The organism is Neotabrizicola paludis (assembly GCF_044142105.1).
Lineage (GTDB): Bacteria > Pseudomonadota > Alphaproteobacteria > Rhodobacterales > Rhodobacteraceae > Pseudogemmobacter.
Genome location: NZ_JBGTYM010000002.1, coordinates 114,032 through 137,173 on the forward strand (window position 1 = coordinate 114,032; position 23,142 = coordinate 137,173).

The 23,142-nt window shown below is 67.7% G+C and carries 23 protein-coding genes; 9 read left to right on the top strand and 14 right to left on the bottom strand.

The window, feature by feature from the left end; translation table 11 throughout:
• The first annotated feature begins 22 nt into the window (after window positions 1–22).
• From ACED67_RS05660 to ACED67_RS05670, 3 genes are all read left to right on the top strand, one after another.
• Window positions 23–625 carry a TetR/AcrR family transcriptional regulator gene (locus ACED67_RS05660; protein WP_395540600.1) on the top strand — a complete coding sequence of 201 codons (603 nt, stop codon included), beginning with the start codon at window positions 23–25 and terminating at the stop codon, window positions 623–625.
• 66 nt (window positions 626–691) lie between these two features.
• Entirely contained in the window at window positions 692–1,519 is an 828-nt protein-coding gene (locus tag ACED67_RS05665; protein WP_395540601.1) for an aldo/keto reductase, read from the top strand.
• Between the two features lie 108 nt (window positions 1,520–1,627).
• Window positions 1,628–3,250, top strand: coding sequence for a DUF4139 domain-containing protein (locus ACED67_RS05670; protein WP_395540602.1), 1,623 nt, complete (start codon window positions 1,628–1,630; stop codon window positions 3,248–3,250).
• On the opposite strand, the gene mnmC2 is transcribed toward ACED67_RS05670, so the two are convergent.
• On the bottom strand, window positions 3,201–3,917 hold the full coding sequence (gene mnmC2, locus ACED67_RS05675; protein WP_395540603.1) for a tRNA (5-methylaminomethyl-2-thiouridine)(34)-methyltransferase MnmC2: 717 nt from the start codon (window positions 3,915–3,917) through the stop codon (window positions 3,201–3,203). The genes ACED67_RS05670 and mnmC2 overlap by 50 nt on opposite strands.
• A gap of 44 nt (window positions 3,918–3,961) precedes the next feature.
• Between mnmC2 and ACED67_RS05680 the strand changes: the two genes are divergently transcribed.
• On the top strand, window positions 3,962–5,002 hold the full coding sequence (locus tag ACED67_RS05680) for an NAD(P)/FAD-dependent oxidoreductase (protein WP_395540604.1): 1,041 nt from the start codon (window positions 3,962–3,964) through the stop codon (window positions 5,000–5,002).
• Window positions 5,003–5,009: 7 nt separating this feature from the next.
• On the opposite strand, the gene ACED67_RS05685 is transcribed toward ACED67_RS05680, so the two are convergent.
• Together ACED67_RS05685 and ACED67_RS05690 are read right to left on the bottom strand one after the other, a co-directional pair.
• On the bottom strand, window positions 5,010–6,989 hold the full coding sequence (locus ACED67_RS05685; protein ID WP_395540605.1) for an oxidoreductase: 1,980 nt from the start codon (window positions 6,987–6,989) through the stop codon (window positions 5,010–5,012).
• A gap of 163 nt (window positions 6,990–7,152) precedes the next feature.
• Complete coding sequence (locus ACED67_RS05690; protein ID WP_395540606.1) at window positions 7,153–8,622, bottom strand: aldehyde dehydrogenase family protein; 1,470 nt, start codon at window positions 8,620–8,622, stop codon at window positions 7,153–7,155.
• 268 nt (window positions 8,623–8,890) lie between these two features.
• Here ACED67_RS05690 and ACED67_RS05695 point away from each other — a divergent pair, with 268 nt between their 5' ends.
• Window positions 8,891–9,547, top strand: coding sequence for a peroxiredoxin (locus tag ACED67_RS05695; RefSeq protein WP_395540607.1), 657 nt, complete (start codon window positions 8,891–8,893; stop codon window positions 9,545–9,547).
• Window positions 9,548–9,558: 11 nt separating this feature from the next.
• Here the strand turns inward: ACED67_RS05695 and ACED67_RS05700 are convergent, their stop codons facing one another.
• The 4 genes from ACED67_RS05700 to pnp all read right to left on the bottom strand — a co-directional run bounded on the left by ACED67_RS05700 (window position 9,559) and on the right by pnp (window position 14,321).
• The gene (locus ACED67_RS05700; protein ID WP_395540608.1) at window positions 9,559–10,509 is read right to left on the bottom strand and encodes a hypothetical protein; all 951 of its coding nucleotides are present in this window, start codon (window positions 10,507–10,509) and stop codon (window positions 9,559–9,561) included.
• A gap of 37 nt (window positions 10,510–10,546) precedes the next feature.
• A complete protein-coding gene (locus ACED67_RS05705; protein ID WP_395540609.1) occupies window positions 10,547–10,828 on the bottom strand; it encodes a DUF6525 family protein in 282 nt (93 codons plus the stop codon).
• Window positions 10,825–12,033 (bottom strand): GTP-binding protein, encoded by a 1,209-nt coding sequence (locus tag ACED67_RS05710; protein ID WP_395540610.1) that lies wholly within the window; start codon window positions 12,031–12,033, stop codon window positions 10,825–10,827. Before ACED67_RS05710 ends, ACED67_RS05705 begins: the two co-directional genes overlap by 4 nt.
• Window positions 12,034–12,170: 137 nt before the next feature.
• A complete protein-coding gene (gene pnp, locus ACED67_RS05715; RefSeq protein WP_395540611.1) occupies window positions 12,171–14,321 on the bottom strand; it encodes a polyribonucleotide nucleotidyltransferase in 2,151 nt (716 codons plus the stop codon).
• 267 nt (window positions 14,322–14,588) lie between these two features.
• Here pnp and ACED67_RS05720 point away from each other — a divergent pair, with 267 nt between their 5' ends.
• Window positions 14,589–15,791 carry a GAF domain-containing protein gene (locus ACED67_RS05720; RefSeq protein ID WP_395540612.1) on the top strand — a complete coding sequence of 401 codons (1,203 nt, stop codon included), beginning with the start codon at window positions 14,589–14,591 and terminating at the stop codon, window positions 15,789–15,791.
• 61 nt (window positions 15,792–15,852) lie between these two features.
• On the opposite strand, the gene rpsO is transcribed toward ACED67_RS05720, so the two are convergent.
• Window positions 15,853–16,122, bottom strand: coding sequence for a 30S ribosomal protein S15 (gene rpsO, locus ACED67_RS05725; protein WP_395540613.1), 270 nt, complete (start codon window positions 16,120–16,122; stop codon window positions 15,853–15,855).
• 311 nt (window positions 16,123–16,433) lie between these two features.
• Here rpsO and ACED67_RS05730 point away from each other — a divergent pair, with 311 nt between their 5' ends.
• Window positions 16,434–17,525: a calcium-binding protein gene (locus ACED67_RS05730; protein WP_395540614.1), complete on the top strand. Its 1,092-nt coding sequence runs from the start codon at window positions 16,434–16,436 to the stop codon at window positions 17,523–17,525.
• On the opposite strand, the gene ACED67_RS05735 is transcribed toward ACED67_RS05730, so the two are convergent.
• From ACED67_RS05735 to rbfA, 4 genes are read right to left on the bottom strand one after another with little or no spacing between them, the layout of a single operon-like run.
• The gene (locus ACED67_RS05735) at window positions 17,507–18,028 is read right to left on the bottom strand and encodes a DUF1643 domain-containing protein (protein ID WP_395540615.1); all 522 of its coding nucleotides are present in this window, start codon (window positions 18,026–18,028) and stop codon (window positions 17,507–17,509) included. The two genes, ACED67_RS05730 and ACED67_RS05735, sit on opposite strands and share 19 nt — an antisense overlap.
• The gene (gene truB, locus ACED67_RS05740) at window positions 18,025–18,927 is read right to left on the bottom strand and encodes a tRNA pseudouridine(55) synthase TruB (protein WP_395540616.1); all 903 of its coding nucleotides are present in this window, start codon (window positions 18,925–18,927) and stop codon (window positions 18,025–18,027) included. The genes ACED67_RS05735 and truB overlap by 4 nt, the downstream gene beginning before the upstream one ends.
• 4 nt (window positions 18,928–18,931) lie before the next feature.
• Window positions 18,932–19,672 (bottom strand): phosphodiester glycosidase family protein, encoded by a 741-nt coding sequence (locus ACED67_RS05745; protein ID WP_395540617.1) that lies wholly within the window; start codon window positions 19,670–19,672, stop codon window positions 18,932–18,934.
• A gap of 1 nt (window position 19,673) precedes the next feature.
• Complete coding sequence (gene rbfA / locus ACED67_RS05750; RefSeq protein WP_395540618.1) at window positions 19,674–20,102, bottom strand: 30S ribosome-binding factor RbfA; 429 nt, start codon at window positions 20,100–20,102, stop codon at window positions 19,674–19,676.
• Window positions 20,103–20,201: 99 nt separating this feature from the next.
• On the opposite strand from rbfA, the gene dapB reads away from it, so the two are divergent.
• On the top strand, window positions 20,202–21,011 hold the full coding sequence (dapB, locus tag ACED67_RS05755; protein WP_395540619.1) for a 4-hydroxy-tetrahydrodipicolinate reductase: 810 nt from the start codon (window positions 20,202–20,204) through the stop codon (window positions 21,009–21,011).
• Between the two features lie 34 nt (window positions 21,012–21,045).
• Here the strand turns inward: dapB and ACED67_RS05760 are convergent, their stop codons facing one another.
• Entirely contained in the window at window positions 21,046–21,234 is a 189-nt protein-coding gene (locus ACED67_RS05760) for a DUF1674 domain-containing protein (protein ID WP_395540620.1), read from the bottom strand.
• A 62-nt stretch (window positions 21,235–21,296) separates the two neighbouring features.
• Here ACED67_RS05760 and ACED67_RS05765 point away from each other — a divergent pair, with 62 nt between their 5' ends.
• Entirely contained in the window at window positions 21,297–22,526 is a 1,230-nt protein-coding gene (locus tag ACED67_RS05765; protein WP_395540621.1) for an RsmB/NOP family class I SAM-dependent RNA methyltransferase, read from the top strand.
• A gap of 55 nt (window positions 22,527–22,581) precedes the next feature.
• Here the strand turns inward: ACED67_RS05765 and ACED67_RS05770 are convergent, their stop codons facing one another.
• The gene (locus ACED67_RS05770; RefSeq protein WP_395540622.1) at window positions 22,582–23,124 is read right to left on the bottom strand and encodes a HutD/Ves family protein; all 543 of its coding nucleotides are present in this window, start codon (window positions 23,122–23,124) and stop codon (window positions 22,582–22,584) included.
• Window positions 23,125–23,142: the final 18 nt, after the last annotated feature.

A 23,142-nucleotide genomic window follows, 5' to 3' on the forward strand; every position in this document is an offset into this window, starting at 1 on the left:
TAAACATGCAAGGTGTATGTAAGTGTCACTATCCCCTGCCCCCGCCGCGCCGTCGCGCCGCAGCCAGGCCGACCGGCGCGAGGCGACGCGCGGCCAGTTGTTGGACGCGGCGCGCGCCCTGTTCACCGCCCGCGGCTATGCCGAGACGGGCACACCCGAGATCGTCGCCGCAGCGGGCGTGACGCGCGGCGCTCTCTATCACCATTTCGCCGACAAGGCGGATCTGCTGCGCGCCCTGTGCCAGCGCGAGGCCGATGCCGTGGGCCAGGCCATCGACGCCGCGACCATGGCAATCCGCGATCCCGATCAGGCCCTTGTCACCGGCGCCCTGGCCTATCTTGACGCGATGGCCGTGCCGGGCCGGGCGGCACTTTTGCTGGTCGAGGCGCCCGCGGCCCTGGGCCCGGCGGAAGCGGCGCGTCTGACGGCGGGCGACGGGCGCGCCCAGTTGCAGGCCGGGCTGCAAGAGACGCTGCCCGAATTGCCGCTGCCCGAATGCGCGGCCTTGGCCGATCTTCTGTCGGCGGCCTTTGACCGCACCGCCCTGGCCCTTGCGAGCGGGGCGGACCGGCAAAGCCATGTGGCGGCGATGCTGCGGTTGCTGGCATCGGCCACGCGGCGCTGATCCTGTGGTCTTTGCCTTGCCCTGCGCCGCCGCACCGGCTTTGCTGCCGCGCAAAGGAGACCCGGCATGACCCAGACCACCCTGACCCTGAACGACGGCCGCAAGATGCCGCAGCTTGGCTTTGGCCTGTGGCAAGTGCCCGCAGGGATCACCGAAGAGACGGTGGTTTCGGGGCTGAGGGCGGGCTACCGGCTGGTCGATGGCGCAGCGATCTATGGCAATGAAGAGGGCCAGGGCGCCGGGGTCCGGGCCAGCGGCTTGCCGCGCGACGCGGTTTTCGTGACGACGAAGATCTGGAACAGCGAGCAGGGCTATGACAAGGCTCTGCGCGCGGCGGAGGCAAGCCTGACGCGGCTGGGCCTGCCCTTCGTGGACCTGCTGCTGATCCATTGGCCAACCCCGGCGCGCGATCTGTATCTTGAGACCTGGAAGGCGCTGATCGCGGCGCGGGAGGCGGGGCTGTGCCGGTCGATCGGCGTGTCGAATTTCCAGGAGCCGCAGCTGGAGCGGATCATCGGCGAAACCGGCGTTGTGCCGGTCTTGAACCAGGTCGAGATCAACCCGCGCCTGCAACAGCCCGCGCTGCGCGCCTTTCATGAGCGGCGCGGCATCGTGACGCAAAGCTGGACGCCGCTGGGGCAGGGCCGCAGTTTCGCGGCGCCCGCTGTGGTGGCGGCGGCGCGGCGCGCGGGGAAAAGCCCGGCCCAGGTGATCCTGCGCTGGCATCTTCAGATCGGCGCCTCGGTCATTCCGCGTTCGACACGGGCAGAGGGGCTGGCCGAGAATCTCGACCTTTTCGACTTTGCGCTGAGCGCGGAGGAGATGGCGGCGATTGCCGCTCTGGACGAAGGGCAGCGCTGCGGCCCGGATCCGGCGAACTTCAACATGGGGTGACGTCTCCCGCCGCGCGATCCTTGGCGCGCAAGGGGGCAGGGTTTCCCGGCTTGCGGCCCGGCGGGCGGCGCGCATGATGGGGGGATACCTGTCGCGAAAGGCCCCGCCATGCGCAAGATTCTGACCCTTCTTCTGATCTCCACAGCTGCCCCGGCCCTGGCCGATACGATCGAGGCGCGCAGCACGATCACCGATGTCACCGTCTATCCCGAAGGGGAGAAGATCACCCGCGAGGTGCGCTTTGACCTGCCCGCGGCTGGGCGGCACGAGCTGCTGGTGCTGGACCTGCCGCGCGGCCTGGAGACGGCGCTGATGCAGATGACGGGCAGCGCGGGGCTGGGACTGGGCGGCTTTGCCCTGCGCGACGACCGGCTGCCGCCGCGCGATCTGCCCGATACGCCCGAACAGGCGGCGGCGAAAGCGGCGCTGGAGGCCGCCAAGGCGCACGAGCGCGCGGCCCTGGCGGGGGTGGAGGCCGTGCAGGCGCGGATCGCGGCCGCCACGGCACAGGGGGCCTTCCTGACCTCGTTCACCGGCGCGCTGCCCGATAGTGCCACGCCCGAGACGCTGAAGGCCATGGCCGAGATGGTTGGAGCCGAGACCCTGGCCGCGGCGCAGGCGGCCGCGGCGGCCAAGGCCGATCTCTGGACGGCACAGGAGGCGCTGGACGCGGCGCAGAAGGCGCGGGAAAAGGCGCAGGCGGCGCTGGATACGCTGCCGCAGATCGACCCGGATTATCTGGGGTTGAGCGTCGAGGTCGAGGGCGCGACGGCGGGATCGGCGACGGTGACGCTGGTGCATTACATCGAGAATGCGTCCTGGCGGCCGTTCTACGAGCTGAACCTGACCCAGGCGGGCGGTCCGAAGCTGGAGATTGAGCGGTCGGTGCTGGTGACGCAATATACTGGCGAGGACTGGACGGGGGTGGATCTGACATTGTCCACCTCGCGCCCCGCCGATCAGGCCGCGCCGTCGACGCTCTGGCCCGCGCTGCGCCAGATCGTGCCTGAAGCCAAGGCCGAGGACTATGCCCGCGATTCGATGGTGGCGGGGGCCGCGCCGGAGATGGAGGTGGCCGCCGCGCCAGCCCCGATCACTGCCGCAGCCGGGCTGGAAGGCGATACGGTGGTCTATACCTATCCACGCGCGGTCGACGTGGCCTCGGGCGTCGAGGATCTGCGGCTGGCGCTGGATGTGATCGCGGCCGAGCCGGTGGTCTATGCGCGGGCGGTGCCCCGGTGGGACCGCACCGCCTATGTCATGGCGGAATTCGTCAATGCCGGGCAGGAACCCTTGCTGCCGGGCGATGCGCTGATCTTCCGCGAGGGGGTTCTGGTCGGACAGGCGGCGCTGGAGACGATCGCGCGCGGGGCCGAGGCAGAGCTGGCCTTTGGCGCGCTGGAGACGCTGCGCGTGAAGCGCGAGATGCCGGTCAGGGCGAGCGGCCAGTCGGGCTTTCTGACGACCTCGAATGAGGCCAGCGAGGCGGCAGTGCTGGTGGTCGAGAATCTGGGCACGGAAAGCTGGCCGCTGCGGGTGCTGGATCAGGTGCCCTATTCCGAGCAGGAGGACCTGGAGATCACGCTGGACGCCAAGCCCGCACCGGATGTGACCGATGTCGACGGGCAGCGCGGGATACTGGAATGGTCGTTCGATCTGGGCGCGGGCGAGAAACGCGAGATCAGCCTGGATTATGCGATGCGCTGGCCGGAAGGGATGGAGTTGCGGTAAGGCGACCGGTGGACATATGCCGCTTGCCCGCGAAACCAGGCTGGCGGGTGACCGCGAAGCCTGCGGCGGAAAGGGCGCGGCGGACATGGCCGGCGGCGGTATAGGTCGCGAAGCTGCCACCGGGGGTGGTGTGGCGGGCGACCTGGGCCATCAGCGCCTCGCCCCACATTTCGGGGTTCTTGGCGGGCGAGAAGCCGTCGAGGAACCAGGCATCGGCCTTTTCGCGCCAAGCGGGCAGGGTCTGGCGGGCATCGCCGAGGATCAGGGCGACCTGAATGCCCGGCAGCGCGATTTCCGTGGCCCCGGCAGCGCGGGCGGCGAGGAGCGGGGCGGAAATCGCCGCCGCCTCGGGGAAGACGGCAAGGGCGCGGGTCATGTCGGGGGCGGCCATCGGGAAGGCCTCAAAGGACGTGAAGCGGAGCGTGCCGGGGCTGCCCGCTTCCTGCCAGAGAAGGGCGAGGGCGAGGAGGTTGAGGCCGGTGCCGAAGCCAAGTTCGGCGATGTGGAAGCCGTGGGTCAGGCGGCCGGGCAGATCATTGCCCGACAGGAAGACATGGCGGGTTTCGGCCAGACCGCCCGCGAGCGAGAAATACGGATCGTCGAAGGCGCGGGCGATCGGGATCGCGCCGTCCTTCCAATCCAGTTCGGGTTGTGCGGTCGGGGGCATGGGTCTAGTCCTTCGCGGCACAGATCTGGGCCAGGGGCGGGGGAATGACAAGCGTCGATGTGACAGTGCGCGGCGGCGGCGTGTTCGGGCTGGCGGTGGCCTGGGCCTGTGCGCGGCGCGGGGCCCGGGTGCGGCTGGTCGAGGCGGCGCGGATCGGGGCCGGGGCCTCGGGCGGGGTGGTGGGGGCGCTGGCGCCTTTCGCGCCCGAGGGCTGGAATGATCTGAAGGCCTTCCAACTGGGAAGCCTGCTGATGGCCGAAGGCTGGTGGGCAGAGGTGGCGGCGGCGGGGGGCGGCGATCCGCTCTATCTCCGCTCTGGCCGGGTGCAGCCCCTGGCGGATGACGCTGCGGTGGCGGCGGCGCGGCTGCGCGCGGGTGCGGCGCGGGATCTGTGGCGCGGCAAGGCCGACTGGCGGGTTGTGGCGGCGACGGGGGCGGCGTGGGAGCCGGCCTCGGCGAGCGGCTTTCTGGTGGAGGATACGCTGACGGCAAGGATTTCGCCCCGGGCGGCCTGCGCGGCGCTGGAGGCGGCGCTGCGGGCGGCGGGGGGCGCGGTGGTGTTCGGCGAGGCACCGGATGAGGGCGCGGTTGTGCATGCGACGGGCTGGACGGGGTTGGCCGATTTGTCGGCGGCCTTCGGCAAGAAGCTGGGCGCGGCGGTGAAGGGGCAGGCGGTGGTGCTGCGGCATGACGCGGCAGCGCTGCCGCAGGTCTATGCCGGGGGGCTTCATGTCGTGCCGCATGGCGATGGAACGGTGGCGGTCGGGTCGACATCGGAGACGGACTGGACCGTCTCGGGGCCGGATGCGCAGGCCGAGGATCTGGTGATGCGGGCGCGGGCGGTGATGCCGGTGCTGGCGGGTGCAGATGTGATCGAGCGCTGGGCGGGCCTGCGGCCCCGGGCGAAAAGCCGGGGGCCGGTGCTGGGGGCATGGCCCGGGCGGCCGGGCCATTATGTCGCCAATGGCGGGTTCAAGATCGGCTTCGGGCTGGCGCCCAGGGCTGGCGAGGCGCTGGCGGAACTTATATTGAACGATCGTTCCGATATTCCCGATGGCTTTTCGGTTGAAGCCTTGCTGGGCTAGCCACAGGTCAGAGCGAAAGGGCCAGCTTCCGGCCATCGTGGAAGGCATAGGCGGCAAGGCGGGGCGCGGCGCAATCGCCGATGCGGTGGGTCTGCTTGCCCGGGAACGTTTCGGGATAGGGGTCGAAGCTGCGGTTGGTGGTGCACATCACCAGGGCCGAGGCGGGGATCAGCTCTTCCGCACCGGTCAGCAGGCTGCGCACGGTGGCGCCATTGCCGTGCCAGCGGGCGATCAGACTTTCGGGCAGGAAGCGCGCGCCTTTCTGCGCCAGGGCACGGCGGGCGGCGCCATCGGCGGCGGTGCGCGAAATCTCTTGCCCGACATAGGCTTGTGGCGTCACGATGGTGACCCTATGGCCCTGTTCGGCCAGCCACCAGGCCGTGCCGACACCGCGCCAGTTCGAGCCTTCATCATACAGGATCACCTCATCGCCGGGCCGTACCTCGCGCCGCAAGATCGCTTCGGGGCTGTGGACATGGCCATTGTCGAGACCGGGCAGGCTGGCCTCGCCTGGCAGCCAGCGCTGGGTCGCGGCCTCGTCTGGCAGCGAGCCGGTGGCGAGGATGATCACATCGGCGGGATGGGCGGCGATTTCATCGTCATCAAGATAGGTGTTCAGCCGCAGCGTGACGCCAAGTTTCTCGAACTGGCGTTCATACCAATCCATCAGGTCGAGGATCTGGGCGCGGCGCGGCTGCTGGCCCGCAAGGCGGAACTGGCCGCCGATCACGGGCAGGGCCTCGATGATCTCGACCCGGTGGCCGCGTTCGGCAGCGGCGCGGGCGGCCTCGAGCCCGGCGGGGCCTGCGCCGACGACAAGGACCGAGCGCGGGGTGGCGGCAGGGGTGAAGCGGTCGCCGCCCCATTCGAACTCACGCCCCGCCGAAGGGTTGATGAGGCAGGAGATCCAGTAGTCGCGCGACCGGCGGCCCCAGCACATCTGGTTGCAGGAGATGCAGCCGCGGATGTCCTGCGGGCGGCCTTCCATCACCTTGCGCGCCAGATGCGGGTCGGCGATCTGGCCGCGCACGATCGAGACAAGGTCGGCCTCGCCCGCGGAGAGGATGGTCTCGGCATTGTCGGGGGTGCGGATGCCGGCCTCGGAGGTGATCTTGGCGTGGCGGACGATCTTCTTCAGTTCCGCCGTAAGCGGCGTGGTCAGTTTCTCGGCATGGGTGAAGGGCGGGATGATGCGTTCGAAATCGAGATAGGACCCCGCGCCGACGGTGACGTAATCGACATGGCCGGTGGCATCATGCAGCGCGATGATCTCGGCCATGGCTTCGACGCCCAGCGTCACCTCGGTGAAGATTTCGGAATGGCTGATGGCCAGGCCGATGACGAAATCCTCGCCGCAGGCGCGGCGGATGCGTTCGATCAGGGTGCGGGAAAAGCGGGTGCGGTTTTGCAAGCTGCCGCCCCAGTCATCGTCGCGGGTGTTGGACCACGGCGTCCAGAACTGGTCGAGAAGCGAGTGATAGGCGGCCCAGACCTCGACCCCGTCATAGCCGCAGGCCTTGGCGCGGATGGCGGCGGCAAGGTGGGCGTCCAGGATCTCGTTGATTTCCTTGACGGTCATGCGGTGGCTGCCGTCGCTGTCATGGTAGGATGGCCCGCCCGAGGGCGACCAATGCGGGGCGAAGGACAGGTCGGAATCGCCATGGGCGCCGACATGGTAGATCTGCTGGATGGCGACGGCGCCCGCCTGTTTGATCGCCTGGGTGATCGGACGGAAAGGGGCAATGATGGCATCGGATTCGGGCAGGAGGTTGCCGCGGGTGAGCACGCCGGTGCGATGGGCGGGGACGGGTTCGCAGACCACCATGGCCGCGCCGCCCAGGGCCCGTTCGATCAGATAGCCACCCTGGCGGGGGCCGGGCAGGCCCATGTCGGACATATTGTTGGTGTGCGCGCCAAAGACGATGCGGTTGCGCAGCGTATGGCCGCGCAGTTGCAGGGGCGAGGTGAGATGGCGGTATTGGGTCATTGGCGGTCCCCGGGGCAGATCTGATGAAACAGAGCCTAGAGCCGGGGGCTTTGCGTGAATGCCGGAAAGCGCCGTTTGAAGGTCTTGTTTGTGTCTTCCGAACGTCTTGCAGAAAGACCCGCGCCCTGGGGCACGGGTCCTGGAGATGCTTGCGCCCGGGGGCTTATTCGGCCGCTTCTTTCACCGAGAAGTCATAGCCGGAGATGCCCTTGGGTTCGAGGAATTCCTCGATGCCCCAGATGCCGCCTTCACGGGCGCGACCCGATTGCTTGACGCCGCCGAAGAAGGAGCCCGCGCCGCGCGGCTTGCCGTTCATCTCGATCATACCGGCCTGCAACTGGCGGGCCAGGCGGTTCGAGCGCGCCGGACTGCCGGACTGCACATAGTTGGTCAGGCCATAGGGCGTGTCATTGGCGATGGCCACGGCCTCTTCCTCGGTGTCGAAGGGGATCATGCAGAGGACGGGGCCGAAGATCTCTTCCTTCTCGATGGTCATGCCGGGCTTCACATCGGCGAAGATGGTGGGCTTGACGTAGAAGCCGCGGTTGAAGCCCTCGGGCAGGCCGGGGCCGCCAGTGACAAGGCGGGCGCCTTCGTCGATGCCCTTCTGGATATAGCCCTGGATCTGGTCCCATTGCCGCTTGTTCACGACCGGGCCGATATGGCCACCGTGTTCCAGCGCGGGGCCGACCTTGATCTTCTCGGCCACTGCCACTGCCTTGGCGATCGAGGCGTCATAGACCGAGCGCTCCACCAGCATCCGCGAGGGCGCATTGCAGGACTGGCCGGTGTTTTCCATCATGCGCAGGACCGAGCGTTCGATGGCCTTGTCATCAGCATCGGCGAAGACCAGGTTCGCACCCTTGCCGCCCAGTTCCAGCGTCACGCGCTTGAGGCTTTCGGCGGCGGCCTTGGAGATGGCGCGGCCGGCACGGGTAGAGCCGGTGAAAGAGATCATCTGCACATCGGGATGGGTGGACAGCTGGCTGCCCACGCCCGCGCCATCGCCGTTCACCAGATTGAAGACGCCGGCGGGGATGCCCGCGTCATGGCAGAATTCCGCGAAGAGCATCGCGTTGAGCGGGCTTTCTTCGGACGGTTTCAGCACGCAGGTGCAGCCCGCCAGCATGGCGGGGATCGCCTTGAGCGCGATCTGGTTGACCGGCCAGTTCCAGGGCGTGATCAGGCCGACAACGCCGATCGGTTCCAGCGCCACGGCGGGTTGCGGCTTGTCCATGGGCGTGCCGGGATGCAGCGGGCGGACCCATTCGATATGCTCGAAGGCCTTGAGGAAATTGGTGGTGTGCCAGGGCAGGCAGGGGGCCTGGTCCGACAGGGCGAAGTCGATGGGCGCGCCCATCTCCATCGCGATGGCCTCGGCGAATTCCTGGAGGCGGGCATTGTACTGATCAACGATCTTGGCGACCAGACGGGCGCGTTCGGCGGGGGGCGTGGCGGCCCAGCCGGGAAGCGCGGCCTTGGCGGCGGCGACGGCGGCATCGGTATCGGCCTGATCGCCGAGCGAGATCACCGCGCAGGGCTCTTCGGTTGAGGGGTTGATCACCTGCCAGTCGCGCGCATTGGCGGGGGCGACCCATTTGCCGTTGATGTAGAAATCGCGCTTGGTCAGCATGGCGCTCTCCGGTCTGCGTGGAAATTTGATCAAGTTTGCGCCCGGGCGCAGCGGGGCGCAAGCAACCTTCCGACGCAAACCATGTCGCGAAACGCGACAGAGTGGCGGAAAGCGCGTCATTCTGCCGATGGGCCTGGGCGAAAGGCCGTTCCAGGACGGACAGAAATGAAGGAAATCGGTTCTCTTTTGACGCAGCGCGAGCGCGGGGGGATGAAACCGTTTCCTTCTAGGGCTATGTCTGGTGCCGCAACCTGAGAAGGAGATCCTCATGTCGGTGCGTATCAATGACATCGCCCCCGATTTCACCGCCGATTCGACGGCCGGAAAGATCCGGTTCCACGACTGGCTGGGCGACAGCTATGCGATCATCTTCAGCCATCCGCGCGACTTTACCCCGGTCTGCACCACGGAATTCGGCGCGGTGGCGCAGCTGGCGGGCGAGTTCGCCAAGCGCAAGACCAAGGTGATCGGCGTCTCGGTCGATTCGGTCGAGGATCATGGCAAGTGGAAGCGCGACATCGAGGCTTTCGCGGGCAGCCCGGCGGATTTCCCGATCATCGACGATACCTCGCTGACGGTGGCGAAGGCCTATGACATGCTGCCCGCCGAATATTACCTGCCGACCGAGGGTCGCGCGCCCGCGCATACTGCCACCGTGCGGACGGTCTATATCATCGGGCCGGACAAGAAAGTGCGCCTGACCATGACCTATCCGATGTCGGTGGGCCGCAACTTCGCGGAAATCCTGCGGGCGCTGGATGCGGTGCAGGCCACCGATGGCGTGCCGATCGCAACGCCCGCGAACTGGGTGCCGGGCCAGGACGTGATCGTGGCGCTTTCGTTGAACAACGAACAGGCCAAGGAAAAATTCGGCGAGCTGGACGTCAAGCTGCCCTATCTGCGCTTCGCCAAGCGCCCGGTCTGATCGGCGCGCCGTCAGGCTGCCGCCGCAAGCGCGGCGGCCAGTTCCTTCTTCTGGTGGCGGATCTTCCAATGCGGACGGTCCGCCATCATCTTTTCGGCCAAAGAAAGGCCGAGCCGGTAATGGCCCCGCGCAAGACAGCGGGCCAGGAAATCGGCCCGCCAGGGCGTTGACTCGCGCCGGGCGCGCATCATCCGGGCAAAGTCCGGCAGCTCGAGCCGCGCTTCGAAGGCGGCTTGCGAGATCGTTTTCAGAAGACCCATCTTCAGCAGGGCGGGCGGCAGCTTGTGGCCCATATGGCGCATCGGCAGGAAGGTGACATTGGGCGCCTCGAGCGCGGCGGCATGGGCGCGGTCTTCGGGCTGGGTCGGATCATAGGCGATATAGACGCGGCTTGCAGCGCACAGGCCCTGGGCCGCATCGCCATAGGGCAGCGACCAGTCGGTGTTCAGGCGGGCATGGCGGTAGCGCGTCTCATAGGGGCAGAGGCTGGCGGTAAGGCTGCGCTGGGGGGCAAAAGCCATGACCGTGCAGCCGGGGGCGAGCGGCGCGAAGGCCAGCGCGCCGAAGCCGCCCATGGAAGAGCCAAACATCGACACGGCGGGATAGGCACGGAAGAAGCCCGCATCCCTGAGGCCGGTCAGGGCGTCGATGATCTGGCGGTCGCGAAACCAGTCGCGGCGCTTGACTTGCAGGCCCAGGATATCGTGGCCCTGGGCCTGCAGGAATTTCTGACCCCAGATGATGCGATCCTCGGTTTCCCGCACGGCGGCCAGATTGTCGAAGCTGACGACCAGCCGTTTGCCCTGGCCGGGCAGGAAGGTGAGGACGTGATTGTCCAGTTCCAGCATGAAGCCGCCAAGATCGGCGGCGCGCTGGCGTTGCAGCGCGAAGGCATCGGATACGGCGGGGCCGTCAGCCCCGTCCTCTGTCTCTGCGGCCTCGTCGCCGAAATCCTCGAGCATACCTGTCTCTTTTTGCGGCAGGATAGCGGCGGGCTGGTCATTCGGGCAATGCGGAAAAGTATGGATGGCCGCGGCCCCAGATGCGCGGTCCCTCGCTGGCAAGTGTGGCGGCCTCGGCGGCGGACAGGCGCAGGAGCGCGGCGCGCGGACAGCCGGTCGCGCGGAGGGCGCGGGTCCAGGCCCGGCGCAGGCTGCGGGCGCTCCAGGGCAGCACCGCCTGCGCGGCCCATTGGCGCAGGGGCGCCGGAAGGGCGTCATGGGCGCGCATCGGATCTCCGGGCCGGGTCCGGGCCTTGGCGGAACGGAGATTCCCGGTCATGCGTTGCGGTATTGCCAAAGCGGGAAAGGGTCAGCCAGCGCCTGCCAGGCGGCGGGGGTGAATCCTGTCGCGGGAAGCAGGGCTGCGTCCAGCGCGGCACGGATCGCGGGTTCGTCCATGCCGTGGCCGATGAAGACCAGCTCTTGCCGCCGGTCGCCCCAGGGCGCCTGCCATTTGGCGTCGAGCTCGTGGCGGGCTTCGGGGTGGGTGGGCCAGCGGTCCTGCGGCACGCCGGCCCACCAGCGGCCCAGCGGCGCGACCGATGAGACCGCCCCGGCCAGCGAGAACTCGGCGGCCCAATCTGGGCGGGTCGCCAACCAGAAATGCCCCTTGGCACGGATCACGCCGGGCAGGGGGCCATTCAGCACCCGATGCAGCCGGGCCGGGTGAAAGGGCGACCTGGCGCGATAGGTGAAGGAGGCGATGCCATATTCCTCGTTTTCGGGGATATGCTCTGCGAAACCGTACAGTTCCTTGGCCCAGAGCGGATGGGTTGCCGCGCGGTTGAAATCGAAGAGGCCGGTGTCGAAGATCGCCTCGGGCGCAATGCGGGCGTGATCCGTCTCGATCAGCCGTGCCTCGGGGTTCAGCGCCTTGATGATCTTGCGCGCGGCATCGGCGCGGTCTGCCCCGGCATCGGTGATCTTGTTCAGCAGGACGATATCGGCGAATTCGATCTGCTCGGTCAGCAGAGTGACCAATGCGCGATCGTCGGCCTCGCCCGCGGTTTCGCCGCGATCGGCCAGGAAATCATGGCTGGAGAAATCGCCCAGGAGGTTGATCGCATCGACGACCGTGACCATGCAATCCAGCCGGGCCACATCGGACAGGCTGTCGCCGGCTTCGTCGCGGAAATCGAAGGTTGCGGCGACGGACAGGGGTTCCGCGATGCCGGTGGACTCGATCAGAAGATAGTCGAAGCGGCCTTCGTCCGCGAGGCTGCGGACCTGGTCCAGCAGATCGCCGCGCAGGGTGCAGCAGATGCAGCCATTCGACATCTCGACCAGCTTTTCCTCGCTGCGAGACAGGCTGGTGCCTTCGCGCACCAGATCGGCGTCGATGTTCACTTCGGACATGTCGTTCACGATCACGGCAACGCGGCGGTCGGAGCGGTTGTTGAGGATGTGGTTCAGAAGCGTCGTCTTCCCGGCGCCCAGGAAGCCGGACAGCACGGTGACGGGAAGGCGGGTGTCGGGGCGGGGCATCGCATCCTCTATTTGTAATGTTATGACATAACATATCTGGATGGGGGAATGCCTGCAAGCCCCGGCGCGCCGGAAGAAAGAAGGCCCCGGGCGATGCCCGGGGCCTTGCAATGCGTTGCGGGAAAGACCCTGAAGGATCAGCCTTCGGCGGCCTCTTCCTTTTCCTTCTTCTCGGGCACGATCTCGGCGCCGGTTTCCTGGTCGACCATCTTCATGCCCAGGCGAACCTTGCCGCGCTCGTCGAAGCCCAGAAGCTTGACCTTCACTTCCTGACCTTCCTTCAGCAGCTCATTCGGATGGTTCAGGCGCTTGTTCGCGATCTGCGACACATGCACCAGACCATCGCGCTTGCCGAAGAAGTTCACGAAGGCGCCGAAATCGACCAGCTTCACCACCTTGCCGGTGTAGATATGGCCTTCTTCCGGCTCGGCCACGATAGACCAGATCATGTCATAGGCCTTTTTGATCGCCGCCGCGTCCGAAGACGCGATCTTGATCACGCCGTCGTCGTTGATGTCGACCTTGGCGCCCGAGACCTCGACGATCTCGCGGATGACCTTGCCGCCCGAACCGATGACTTCACGGATCTTGTCGGTCGGGATCTGCATGGTCTCGATCTTCGGCGCATAGGCCGAGAAGCCCTGCGGCGCCGAAAGGGCCTTGTTCATCTCGCCGAGAATATGGATGCGGCCGTCGCGGGCCTGGGCCAGCGCCTGCTTCATGATCGCCGGGGTGATGCCCGCGACCTTGATGTCCATTTGCAGCGAGGTGATGCCGGCTTCGGTGCCCGCGACCTTGAAGTCCATGTCGCCGAGGTGATCCTCGTCGCCCAGGATGTCGGTCAGGACCGCGTAGGAGCCGTCATCTTCCAGGATCAGGCCCATGGCCACACCGGCGACCGGCGCCTTCAGCGGCACGCCCGCATCCATCATCGACAGAGAGCCGCCGCAGACGGTGGCCATCGAGGAGGAACCGTTCGATTCGGTGATTTCCGACACGATACGGACCGTGTAGGGGAAATCGGTGGGCGCAGGCAGGACCGCCTGAAGCGCGCGCCAGGCCAGCTTGCCATGGCCGATCTCGCGGCGGCCCGGCGACCCCACGCGACCCACTTCGCCGACCGAATAGGGCGGGAAGTTGTAGTGCAGCAGGAAGTTCGAGCGGCTGTTGCCGTTCAGCGCATCGATGATCTGCTCATCCTCGCCGGTGCCCAGCGTGGTGACGCAGAGCGACTGGGTTTCGCCGCGGGTGAACAGCGCCGAGCCGTGGGTGCGCGGCAGGACGCCGTTTTCCACGAAGATCGGGCGGACGGTCTTGGTGTCGCGGCCGTCGATGCGGGTGCCGTTCTTGACGACATCGCCGCGCAGGATCGACGATTCCAGCTTCTTGATCGCCGAACCCAGGTTGGCGTCGGCCTTGTCCTCGTCCGACAGCGCGGCGACGATGGCGTCGGCAGCGGCGTCGATCGCGGTGGTGCGTTCCTGCTTGTCGCGCAGCGCGAAGGCGGCGCGCATCTGCGCCTCGCCCGCAGCCTTGACCTTGTCATACAGCGCCGAATAGTCGGGCGGCGTGTAGTCGAAGGGTTCCTTGGCGGCGGTTTCGGCGAAGTCGATGATCAGGTCGATGACCGGCTGCATCTGTTCATGGCCGAAGACCACGGCGCCGAGCATTTCTTCTTCGGTCAGCTCATAGGCTTCCGACTCGACCATCATCACGGCGTCCTTGGTGCCGGCGACGACAAGGTCAAGGCGCTGGTCGGGCTTGGTGCGAAGCTGGGTCATGTCGTCCATGGCCGGGTTCAGCACATATTTGCCATCGACAAAGCCGACGCGCGCGGCGCCGATCGGGCCCATGAAGGGCACGCCCGAGATGGTCAGCGCGGCCGAGGCGGCGATCATGGCGACGATGTCGGGATCGTTGACCAGGTCACAGGACAGGACGGTGGCCATGACCAGGACTTCATTCTTGAAGCCCGGCACGAACAGCGGGCGGCAGGGCCGGTCGATCAGGCGGGAAACCAGCGTTTCCTTTTCCGAGGGCCGCGCCTCGCGCTTGAAGAAGCCGCCGGGGATCTTGCCCGCGGCATAGTATTTTTCCTGATAATGCACGGTCAGGGGGAAGAAGTCCTGACCCGGCTTTGGGGATTTCGCGAAGGTCACGTTGGCCATGACCTGGGTTTCGCCGAGCGTTGCGATGACCGAGCCATCGGCCTGACGCGCAACCTTCCCCGTTTCCAGCGAGAGCGTTTCATTGCCCCACTGGATGGATTTCTTGGTGATGTTGAACATACGGTTTCCTCTTGCGGGCGCTGCCGTCCCCTGACGGTTCCCGCGTGTCTGGCGGCCCCATTGCCGCCGCCCCAATCCTGATGCATGTGCCCGGGGCCAAGGGCGTCACGTCGCAGATGGGCCGGGCCAATACAGGAAAACCCACCGGATGGGAAGCGTGGAGATTCGGCGGAGCCACGCGCGCATCGGCGCGCTGGATGGCGCGTCTCTTGTGGCTATCTTGGAATGCACTAGTCTCTGCGCCTGGATCGCGTGAGGGCAAGGCAAGTGCAGGACAGGCTTGGGGACGGCGCGGTGCAGCCCGGCGGGCAGAGTTTTCCCGCCACTGTTCCCGGTGGGCATGACGGGATTCTTGGCGATCCGGCGCGGCTGAGGAGCCTGGCGGCGACCGGCCTTGCCGAGGATCTGGGCGCGCCGGCCGTGCAGCGGGCGGCCCGGCTTGCCACCCGGCTGCTGGGGGTGCCGGTCTCGCTGTTCTCGGTGGTGGATGACCGACGGCAGGTTTTCACGGCGGCCTGCGGGCTGGATTCCGTCAAAGAGACGCCGCTGAGCCATTCCTTCTGCCAATATGTCGTCAGCACCAATCGCCCGCTTGAGGTCGAGGATGCGCGGGCGCATCCGCTGCTCAAGGACAATGGCGCCGTGCCGGACCTTGGCGTGATCGCCTATCTGGGGCATCCGATCCATGCGCCGGACGGCGCGGTCATCGGTTCGTTCTGTGCGATCGACGTCAAGCCGCATGCCTGGGCGGACGAGGATCGGGCGGCGCTGGCCGATCTGGCCGCGATGATCGAAAGCGAGCTGCGGCTGAAGCAGGAGGTGGCGCGGGGAGAGCTTCTCGCGCATGAGCTGGACCATCGGGTCCGCAACCTCTTTGCCATCGCAAGCGGGATGGTGCGCCTCTCCCTACGCGAGACGGCTGGCGGCGGGGCCGGGGGCGAGGCGCGCGCGCTGGCCGAACGGCTTTCGGCCCGGCTGTCGGCTTTGGCCGAGGCGCATCGCATGGCCTTGCCGCGGGACGATGGCAAGGCATCGGCCGGGGTGGAACTGGCGGGCCTGATCAACGCGATCCTGAAGCCCTATCGGGCAGAAGGCACGCCGGTCGGCGGGCCGGGCGGACCGGCGGTGCAGATCCGGTCTTCGGCCGTGACCTATCTGGCGCTGGGCCTGCATGAACTGGCGACCAATGCGGTGAAATATGGCGGCCTGTCCGAAGGTGGCGCGGGTGTCTCGGTCGGCTGGCGATTGCGCCCGGAGGGCGGGCTGGAGATCGAGTGGAGCGAGGCGGGCACCGGCGAGGGCAGCGGGCTGGACGGTTTCGGCAGCACGCTTCTGCGCAATGCCTTTCAGTCGGGGCTGGGCGGGCAGATCCTGCGCGAACTGACAGGCGGCACGCTGCGCATCCAGATCACCCTGCCTCCCGACACGCTGGAGCCGCGCGAGGCGGTGCCGGTCGCCACCGCGGGCTGACCAAAGCAAAACGCCCGCGCCTTGGCAGGCACGGGCGTTTCCTGAAACCTGTGGCGTCCGCTTAGCGGCGCAGACCCAGGCGGCCGATCAGCGAGGTGTAGCGGGCCTCGTCCTTCTTCTTCAGATAGTCCAGCAGCTTGCGGCGCTGGGCGACCATCATCAGAAGACCACGGCGGGAGTGGTTGTCCTTCTTGTGACCCTTGAAGTGCTCGGTCAGCGTCGCGATGCGCGACGACAGGATGGCGACCTGGACTTCGGGCGAGCCGGTGTCGCCTTCCTTGGTCGCGTATTCCTTGATCAGGCGGGTCTTTTCTTCGACAGTGATCGACATCGGAGGCTCCTTTCGGGGTTGCGAGAGACGGCACAAGCCGGGATGTCGTCCAGCAGGGCCCTTGACCGCCCCATAAGGGCGGATGCGCGCCTATAGGGGGAATCGGCGTCAAAGGGAAGAGGCTTGTCGGCGCGACGGGCCGAAGGCGCCCGGACGTGGGGCATTTCTTACAATTTAAGCGTGTATCCTTACTGGCTTGATGGGGCAGTTCATGCTATGTCGCTCTCTCGATTTTCATTTCAGTTCTGATGGTTAACGGAACTTCGCGTCATGTGCCGCAGGGGTGCGGCGGGCTTGGGTGAGGGACAGGGATGCTGGGTTTGCTGGGCCTTCTGGGGGCCGTGTTCGCGGGCGTCATTGCCGAAGGGATTCTCAATTCGACCCAAGGGAATGGATCGGAGGACAGTTCCGAAGACGGGCAGGAGGACGAGGCCGACACTGGCGGCGATGGCGGCACCGGCGGCGATCTGCTGCATGACGATGGCGACCCGGCGACGGCGGGCGCGGATGGCGCACCGGTTCTGGCCCATGATGGCGCTGACGGCCCGGACCATGGCACCGGGGACGGGATCGCCACCTCCGACGATCCGGCGCTGCCGGACGCGTCCGAGACTGTGCAGGGCGGCACGGGCGATGACCTGCTGTCGGGCGGCGGCAATGCTGACCTGATGGCGGGCGGCGCCGGCAATGATCTGCTGGATGCCCGCGCAGGCAACGATCAGGTCGATGGCGGCTACGGTGATGACGGGCTTTGGGGTGGCGACGGCGACGACACTCTGGCGGGTGGCGACGGGAATGACATGGCCGCGGGCGGATCAGGCAATGACCTGCTGGCGGGCGGGGCGGGCGAGGATTCACTGTCTGGCCAAGAGGGCGACGATACGCTGCACGGAGCTGCGGGCGCGGATACGCTGCTGGGCGGCACGGGCGAGGACAGTCTGGACGGCGGCGCGGGCGATGACTGGCTGGCGGGCGGCGCGGGCAATGACGCGCTGGGGGGCGGCGCAGGGGCGGACACGCTGGATGGCAATGCGGGTGACGATCGCCTTTCGGGCCTTTTCCCCGAAAGCGATGATGACATGGCCGATTTCCTGAATGGCGGCGATGGCAATGACGTGATGGAGCTGGGCGCGGGGGATCATGCCGCTGGCGGGGCGGGGGAAGACATGTTCTCGCTGAGCCAATGGCTGGGCGAAGGCGGCGATCCGGCCCAGATCCATGACTATGATGCCAGCGAGGACCAGATCGTCGTGGTCTATGATGCTGCGGCCCATTCCGACCCGCATCTTACCGTGGAACCGATCCAGGGCCAGGATGCCTCGCGCATCCTGCTGGACGGGGCAGAGGTGGCGACGGTGAATGGCTCGGTCGACCCTGCGGATGTTCAGCTGCTGGCGGCGTGATCCCAGCGCAGCAGGGCCTGGGCGGCGGCGACGTAAAGCGGGTGGCGCGGCTGGCCCTGAAGAGTGAGGCCAAGGTGGAACAGCGGCTTGCCCGCCGCGCGCAGCAGGGCCAGGGCCTGCATATCCCGCTGGCGGTATTGGCCATGATTGCCCCAGGCGCAGAGGATCGTATCGGCCCAGAGGGCGGCCTCGGTCAGCGCTGCATCGGCATCGGGGCCGCAGGGATCCGGCGCCGCCTTGAGGTCGCGCGGATCGGTGGCGCGGAAGGCGAACAGGTTCACGACGCGGAAGCCGCCCTGGCCCGAAGCGCGGGCGCGGGCCTCGCAACGGGCCACGGTGGGGTCGTTGCGAAGCTCGCTGGCCGTCGAGGGGTTGAGCATGATGAAGGCGATACGAGGGCTTTCGTTGTGCCAGATGCGGGTCAGCGCGTAGCGATAGGTCTGACAGGAAGAGTAAATCGCCTCGGACCGGGTGTCCCCGGCCTGATGATTGCGCCGGATCACCAGTTGAACACGCGGTTCGGGTGCAATTCGCCGCCCTGATAGCTGCCGACCGCGACGGCGCGGCCCTGATAGGAGGCCCAGGCGGGCTCGCCATAGGGCAGATGGCCCAGAACCTGACCGGGATTGCCATTGCGCAGCCGGACCGCCCCTTCCGGCGTGGCCTGCAACTCGGGCAGGGACGCGAGCGCCAGTTCCAGCGGCCGCAGCGCCTCCTCCTGCCGATCCGCTTCGGCCAGCGCACGGAGCGCATCGGGCGTCACGGCATCCTCGGCGCGAAAGGGGCCGGACCATTCGCGGCGCAGCCATTGCACATGGCCCAGACAGCCAAGCACCCGCCCCAGATCGCGGGCGATGGAACGGACATAGCCGCCCTTGCCGCATACCATTTCCAGATCGGCATGGTCGGCATCGGGCTGGTCCAGAAGCTCCAGCCGGTCCACCCAGAGGGGGCGGGCGGCAAGATCCATCTGCACCCCCTCGCGGGCCAGATCATAGGCGCGGGCGCCATCGACCTTGACGGCCGAGACCTGCGGCGGGATCTGGCTGATCTGGCCGCGAAAGGCGGGCAGGGCGGCAAGGATCGCGTCGCGCGTCGGGCGCAGGGCGCTGGTTTCCAGAACCTGGCCCGAGGCATCGTCGCTGCTGGTCGTGGCGCCGAAGGTCACGCGGAAACGATAGCATTTCAGCGCCTCGGCGATCAGCGGCACGGTTTTGGTCGCCTCTCCCAAAGCCACGGCCAGAACGCCGGTGGCGTCGGGGTCAAGCGTGCCGGCATGACCCGCCTTCTGCGCGTTGAAGGCGCGGCGGACCAGGCTGACCACCTCGGTCGAGCCCAGGCCCGCAGGCTTGTCGATCACCACCCAGCCATGGACCGGGTTCCCCTTGCGGCTGCGGCCCATCGGATCAGCCCTTCGCGACCACGGTGCCGACGATCGGCCCCATCGGAAAGCCACCATCGTGGCGGTTCAGTTCAGGGGCATAGAGGCGCGAGATATTGCCGTCGAAATAAAGCGCGTCGGACAGGCCCAGATGGTCGCGGAAGAAGCGGGCGAAGCGGTGGAAATTCACCGGCGCGCCCGAAATGGCGAAGACGGCGCGGCTGCCGTCTTTCGACACGCCCACGCCATTGCGGATATATTCGCTGTCGCTGGTGGCCAGGAATTTCGGGTGCAGCTTGCCCTTGATGACCAGCATCGGGCCGCTTTGCGTGGCAAAGCGGCAATCAGGCGCCTCGGCCTTGAAGCTGCGGCTTTCGATCACGCGATACTGGCCCTTGCCCCAGCAGAAGACGCCGTTGGGCAGAAGGCCGAAATTGCCGGGCCCGGCGCGGGTGACAAGGGGCGCGATCTCGACGCCTTCGCCGATGAACAGGCCTACCGGCGACAGGTCGCGGTGATACATGCCCGCGTTCATGGCGAAGCCCAGGGTCTTGCCTTCGGCCTCGAGCGCATCTTCGAGGGCGCGGAAGCTGCCATAGGGGCCGCTCGAGCCGGAATGGAACAGGCGCAGATCATCCTTTTCACCCACTTCGCAAAGGGTGAAGGCCACGCCCTCGAACATGTCGTCGCGGCAGGTCGTGGCCGCTGCCGACTGCGCGCCAAGGGCCAGCCCGGCCAGAAGGATCAGCGTCGCAAAGGGCCGCATCTCAACCGCCCGCTGCCCCATCTTCGTCCTCATCGGGCGCAAGGTCGCGCGCCACGGCGGGGTCAGAGAACATGCGCCGTGTGTCATCCAGTCGGTCGAAGGTCTCGTCGGGGCGGAAGCGCAGGTCGGGCGCGTATTTCAGCGTCAGCCCCTGCGAGACGCGGTGGCGCAGTTCCGCCTTGTTGCGGGCCAGTGCGGCGATGGCCTGATCCACGGGAACCGACCCCATCAGCGGCATAACATAGACCGTGGCGATCTTGAGATCGGGCGAGCAGGAGACCTCGCCCACGGTGATCGACATGGCGTTCAGCTCGGGGTCGTGGATTTCGGCCCGGTTCAGCACGTCAGACAGGGTGCGGCGGATCAATTCGCCGACGCGCAGCTGGCGATGCGAGGGCCCTTGGCCCGAAGGAGAGCGTTTGTTGGACATGATCCCGCAGATAGTGGTTTTCGCGCCGCCCCGCAACGGCGGGGTTTCGCGCGGGGGGATTGGGCGCTAAAGCGGGCACAGGCGACAGGGGGACGGGTGATGGGCGAGCTGCCAGGGATCGTGATCACGGGTGTTTCGGGCCGGATGGGCCGGATGCTGACCGAGTTGGTGACGGCGAGTGACAAGGCGCGGCTGGTGGCGGGTGTCGAGCGGGCGGGCCACCCTTGGATCGGGCGCGATCTGGGCGAATGTCTGGGCGGGGCGGCCAATGGCGTGCCGGTGACCGATGACCCGGTCGAGGCCTTTGCCAAGGCGCAGGCGGTGCTGGATTTCACCTCGCCTGCCGCCACTGTGGGCTTTGCCGCCCTGGCCGCGCAGGCTCGCGCGGTGCATGTGATCGGCACGACCGGGTTGGAACCCACGGATCTTGAGAAGATCTCCGCCGCCGCCCGCCATGCGGTGATCGTGCGGGCGGGGAACATGTCGCTGGGCGTGAACCTGCTGGTGCGGCTGACCCAGAAGATCGCGGCTGCGCTGGACGAGGATTGGGATGTCGAGGTGGTCGAGGCACATCACCGGATGAAGGTGGACGCGCCTTCGGGCACGGCGCTCATGCTGGGGCGCGCGGCGGCCGAAGGACGGGGCGTGGCGCTGGACGAGGCGAAGGTCTCGGGCCGCGACGGGATCACCGGCGCGCGGGCGCGGGGGACGATCGGTTTTTCGGCGATCCGCGGCGGCGACATCGTGGGCGAGCATGACGTGATCTTTGCCGCCGACGGCGAGCGGGTGATCCTGCGCCACGTTGCGACCGATCGCGCGATCTTTGCGCGCGGTGCCTTGCGCGCGGCACTGTGGGGCCAGGGCAAGAAGCCCGGCGAATATGACATGATGGATGTGCTGGGCCTGTAGGGCGCGCCGATTTTCTGCGAATATCAGGGGCGGTCTAGAAATCGACCGCGATGCCCTTCTTTTCCCAATCGCCGAAGCGGACCGGCTCGGTCCCGTCCCTGCGCCCGCCCAGTTCGGACGGCAGCCTGACATCGCACTGCGCCTTGCGGCGCTCTTCGGCCTCGGCGAGCGCGCGCAGGGCTTCGGGCGGGAGTTTAGAACCTTCGGACTTGGGATCAGACATGAGGGCGGGTTCCTTCTGTCGGCACAGGTGATATAGGCCGCGCAGGCGGCAAGGGGAAGATCATGGCGGAAGGCGTGCAGGCGCGGGCGGCGGCGGTCACGATGCTGAACGCGGTCTTGGGCGAGGGGCAGATGCTGGCGGACCTGGCCGATCCGGCGCTGGCTCCGGCCGACCGGGCGCGCGCGCTGCGGCTGGCGCAGGCGGTGCTGCGGCAGCTGGAACCCGCCGACAGGGCGCTGAAACCTCATCTGCGCAAGGTGCCGCCCCTGCCGGTGCTGAATATCCTGCGGTTGGCGGTGGTCGAGCGGGCCTCGGGCGCGGCGGGGCATGGTGTGGTCAATGCCGCGGTCGAGATCGCCAAACGGGGGGCCAAGACGCGGCATCTGGCGGGTCTGGTGAATGCCGTCTTGCGCGCGGTGCCCGAAGGGCCGCTGCCAGGGGTGCAGAAACTGCCACGCTGGATGCGGCAGCCGATGGTCCATGCCTATGGCCGCGAGGCGGTGGCGGCGATCGAGGCGGTGCAGGCGGCGGAGCCGCCACTGGACCTGACCTGCCGCGACGGGGCGGAGGTGGCCGAAGGGGTGGCCTTGCCCACGGGAAGCCTGCGGCTGGCGTCGGCCGGCCAGGTCTCGGCGCTGGCGGGCTACGCGGCGGGGGGCTGGTGGGTGCAGGATGCCGCCGCCGCGCTGGCGGTGCGGCTGCTGGCGCCGCAGCCGGGCGAGGAGGTGCTGGACCTCTGTGCCGCGCCGGGGGGCAAGACGCTGCAACTGGCCGCGGCGGAGGCCCGGGTGACGGCGCTGGATGTGTCGGAGACGCGGCTGAAGCGGCTGGAGGAGAACCTGGCGCGGACCGGGCTGAAGGCGCAGGTCGTGGTGGCGGATGCGCTGGCGTGGGCGCCGGAGGGGCGGTTCGATGCGATCCTGCTGGATGCGCCCTGTTCGGCCACGGGGACGATGCGGCGGCACCCCGAGTTGCCCTTCGTCAAGGACGGATCCGAGGTCGAGGGGCTGGTCGCCTTGCAGGCGCGGCTGCTCGACCGGGCGCTGTGCTGGCTGAAGCCCGGGGGGCGGCTGGTCTATGCCACCTGCTCGCTGCTGCCTGCCGAGGGCGAGGACCAACTGGCGGCGGCGCTGGCGCGGCATCCGGGGCTGGCGGTGGAGCGGGCCGAAATCGCGGGCGTCGATCCGGGCTGGTGGGCTGAAGGCGGCGGGTTGCGGCTGCGGCCGGACTATTGGGCCGAGGCGGGCGGGATGGACGGGTTCTTCCTGGCGCGGCTGCGTGTCCCACGGTGAGACGGGCCACGATCCAAGAGAAATCAAGGGCTTGGATTTTCGATTTAACGGTTTGTTAAGGGGTGGTCGCGGCATCCACGTCCGAAAAACGGACGGCTATCATCGGCCAATCGCCTGACAGCGTCGCGGCATTCCTGGTCAGGATTAGGCCGTCGCGGGCGACGGGCCTCCCATTCACGGTGACAGGTCCAAGGGCGTAAAGCGCCAGCAGCCCGCCCGCCGCCAGCGCATCATTCTGCACCACGCGCACCTGCGGGCGCGGCAGGTCGGCGGCGGTCATCACGTTGAAATCGTCGGATTGCTGGCCCTCGGTCTCGCTTGCCATCACCGGCAGGTCGCCGGGAAACGCCACCGGGACCAGGGGATCACAGCGCAGGTTGAGCCCCTCGCCGATCAGCCGGAAGCCGGGGCCGGACAGGACGGTCAGGTTGCGCGCGATGCCCGGGAAGATCGAGAAGGGGCCATCCTCGGTGACGGTGGCGCGCGAGAGGCGGATGAGGATCTGGCCGTTCTTGTCGCGGCGCCACATCTCGACCGTGCGGCCCTTGCCGTTCTTCCAGGGCTGAATGGTGTAATCGGCCGGGGTCAGGTGCTGCATCGGGCTGTGCCTGCGGGG

Bases quoted from the DNA above. Each gene is read 5' to 3' on its own strand.
- ACED67_RS05760 (WP_395540620.1), bottom strand. From the start codon at position 21,234: ATGTCTGATCCCAAGTCCGAAGGTTCTAAACTCCCGCCCGAAGCCCTG.
- dapB (WP_395540619.1), top strand. From the start codon at position 20,202: ATGGGCGAGCTGCCAGGGATCGTGATCACGGGTGTTTCGGGCCGGATG.
- ACED67_RS05665 (WP_395540601.1), top strand. From the start codon at position 692: ATGACCCAGACCACCCTGACCCTGAACGACGGCCGCAAGATGCCGCAG.
- ACED67_RS05710 (WP_395540610.1), bottom strand. From the start codon at position 12,033: ATGCCCCGCCCCGACACCCGCCTTCCCGTCACCGTGCTGTCCGGCTTC.
- ACED67_RS05730 (WP_395540614.1), top strand. From the start codon at position 16,434: ATGCTGGGTTTGCTGGGCCTTCTGGGGGCCGTGTTCGCGGGCGTCATT.
- ACED67_RS05770 (WP_395540622.1), bottom strand. From the start codon at position 23,124: ATGCAGCACCTGACCCCGGCCGATTACACCATTCAGCCCTGGAAGAAC.
- ACED67_RS05690 (WP_395540606.1), bottom strand. From the start codon at position 8,622: ATGCTGACCAAGCGCGATTTCTACATCAACGGCAAATGGGTCGCCCCC.
- ACED67_RS05670 (WP_395540602.1), top strand. From the start codon at position 1,628: ATGCGCAAGATTCTGACCCTTCTTCTGATCTCCACAGCTGCCCCGGCC.
- rpsO (WP_395540613.1), bottom strand. From the start codon at position 16,122: ATGTCGATCACTGTCGAAGAAAAGACCCGCCTGATCAAGGAATACGCG.
- ACED67_RS05700 (WP_395540608.1), bottom strand. From the start codon at position 10,509: ATGCTCGAGGATTTCGGCGACGAGGCCGCAGAGACAGAGGACGGGGCT.
- ACED67_RS05695 (WP_395540607.1), top strand. From the start codon at position 8,891: ATGTCGGTGCGTATCAATGACATCGCCCCCGATTTCACCGCCGATTCG.
- ACED67_RS05745 (WP_395540617.1), bottom strand. From the start codon at position 19,672: ATGCGGCCCTTTGCGACGCTGATCCTTCTGGCCGGGCTGGCCCTTGGC.
- pnp (WP_395540611.1), bottom strand. From the start codon at position 14,321: ATGTTCAACATCACCAAGAAATCCATCCAGTGGGGCAATGAAACGCTC.
- ACED67_RS05705 (WP_395540609.1), bottom strand. From the start codon at position 10,828: ATGACCGGGAATCTCCGTTCCGCCAAGGCCCGGACCCGGCCCGGAGAT.
- ACED67_RS05685 (WP_395540605.1), bottom strand. From the start codon at position 6,989: ATGACCCAATACCGCCATCTCACCTCGCCCCTGCAACTGCGCGGCCAT.
- mnmC2 (WP_395540603.1), bottom strand. From the start codon at position 3,917: ATGCCCCCGACCGCACAACCCGAACTGGATTGGAAGGACGGCGCGATC.
- rbfA (WP_395540618.1), bottom strand. From the start codon at position 20,102: ATGTCCAACAAACGCTCTCCTTCGGGCCAAGGGCCCTCGCATCGCCAG.
- ACED67_RS05765 (WP_395540621.1), top strand. From the start codon at position 21,297: ATGGCGGAAGGCGTGCAGGCGCGGGCGGCGGCGGTCACGATGCTGAAC.
- ACED67_RS05680 (WP_395540604.1), top strand. From the start codon at position 3,962: ATGACAAGCGTCGATGTGACAGTGCGCGGCGGCGGCGTGTTCGGGCTG.
- truB (WP_395540616.1), bottom strand. From the start codon at position 18,927: ATGGGCCGCAGCCGCAAGGGGAACCCGGTCCATGGCTGGGTGGTGATC.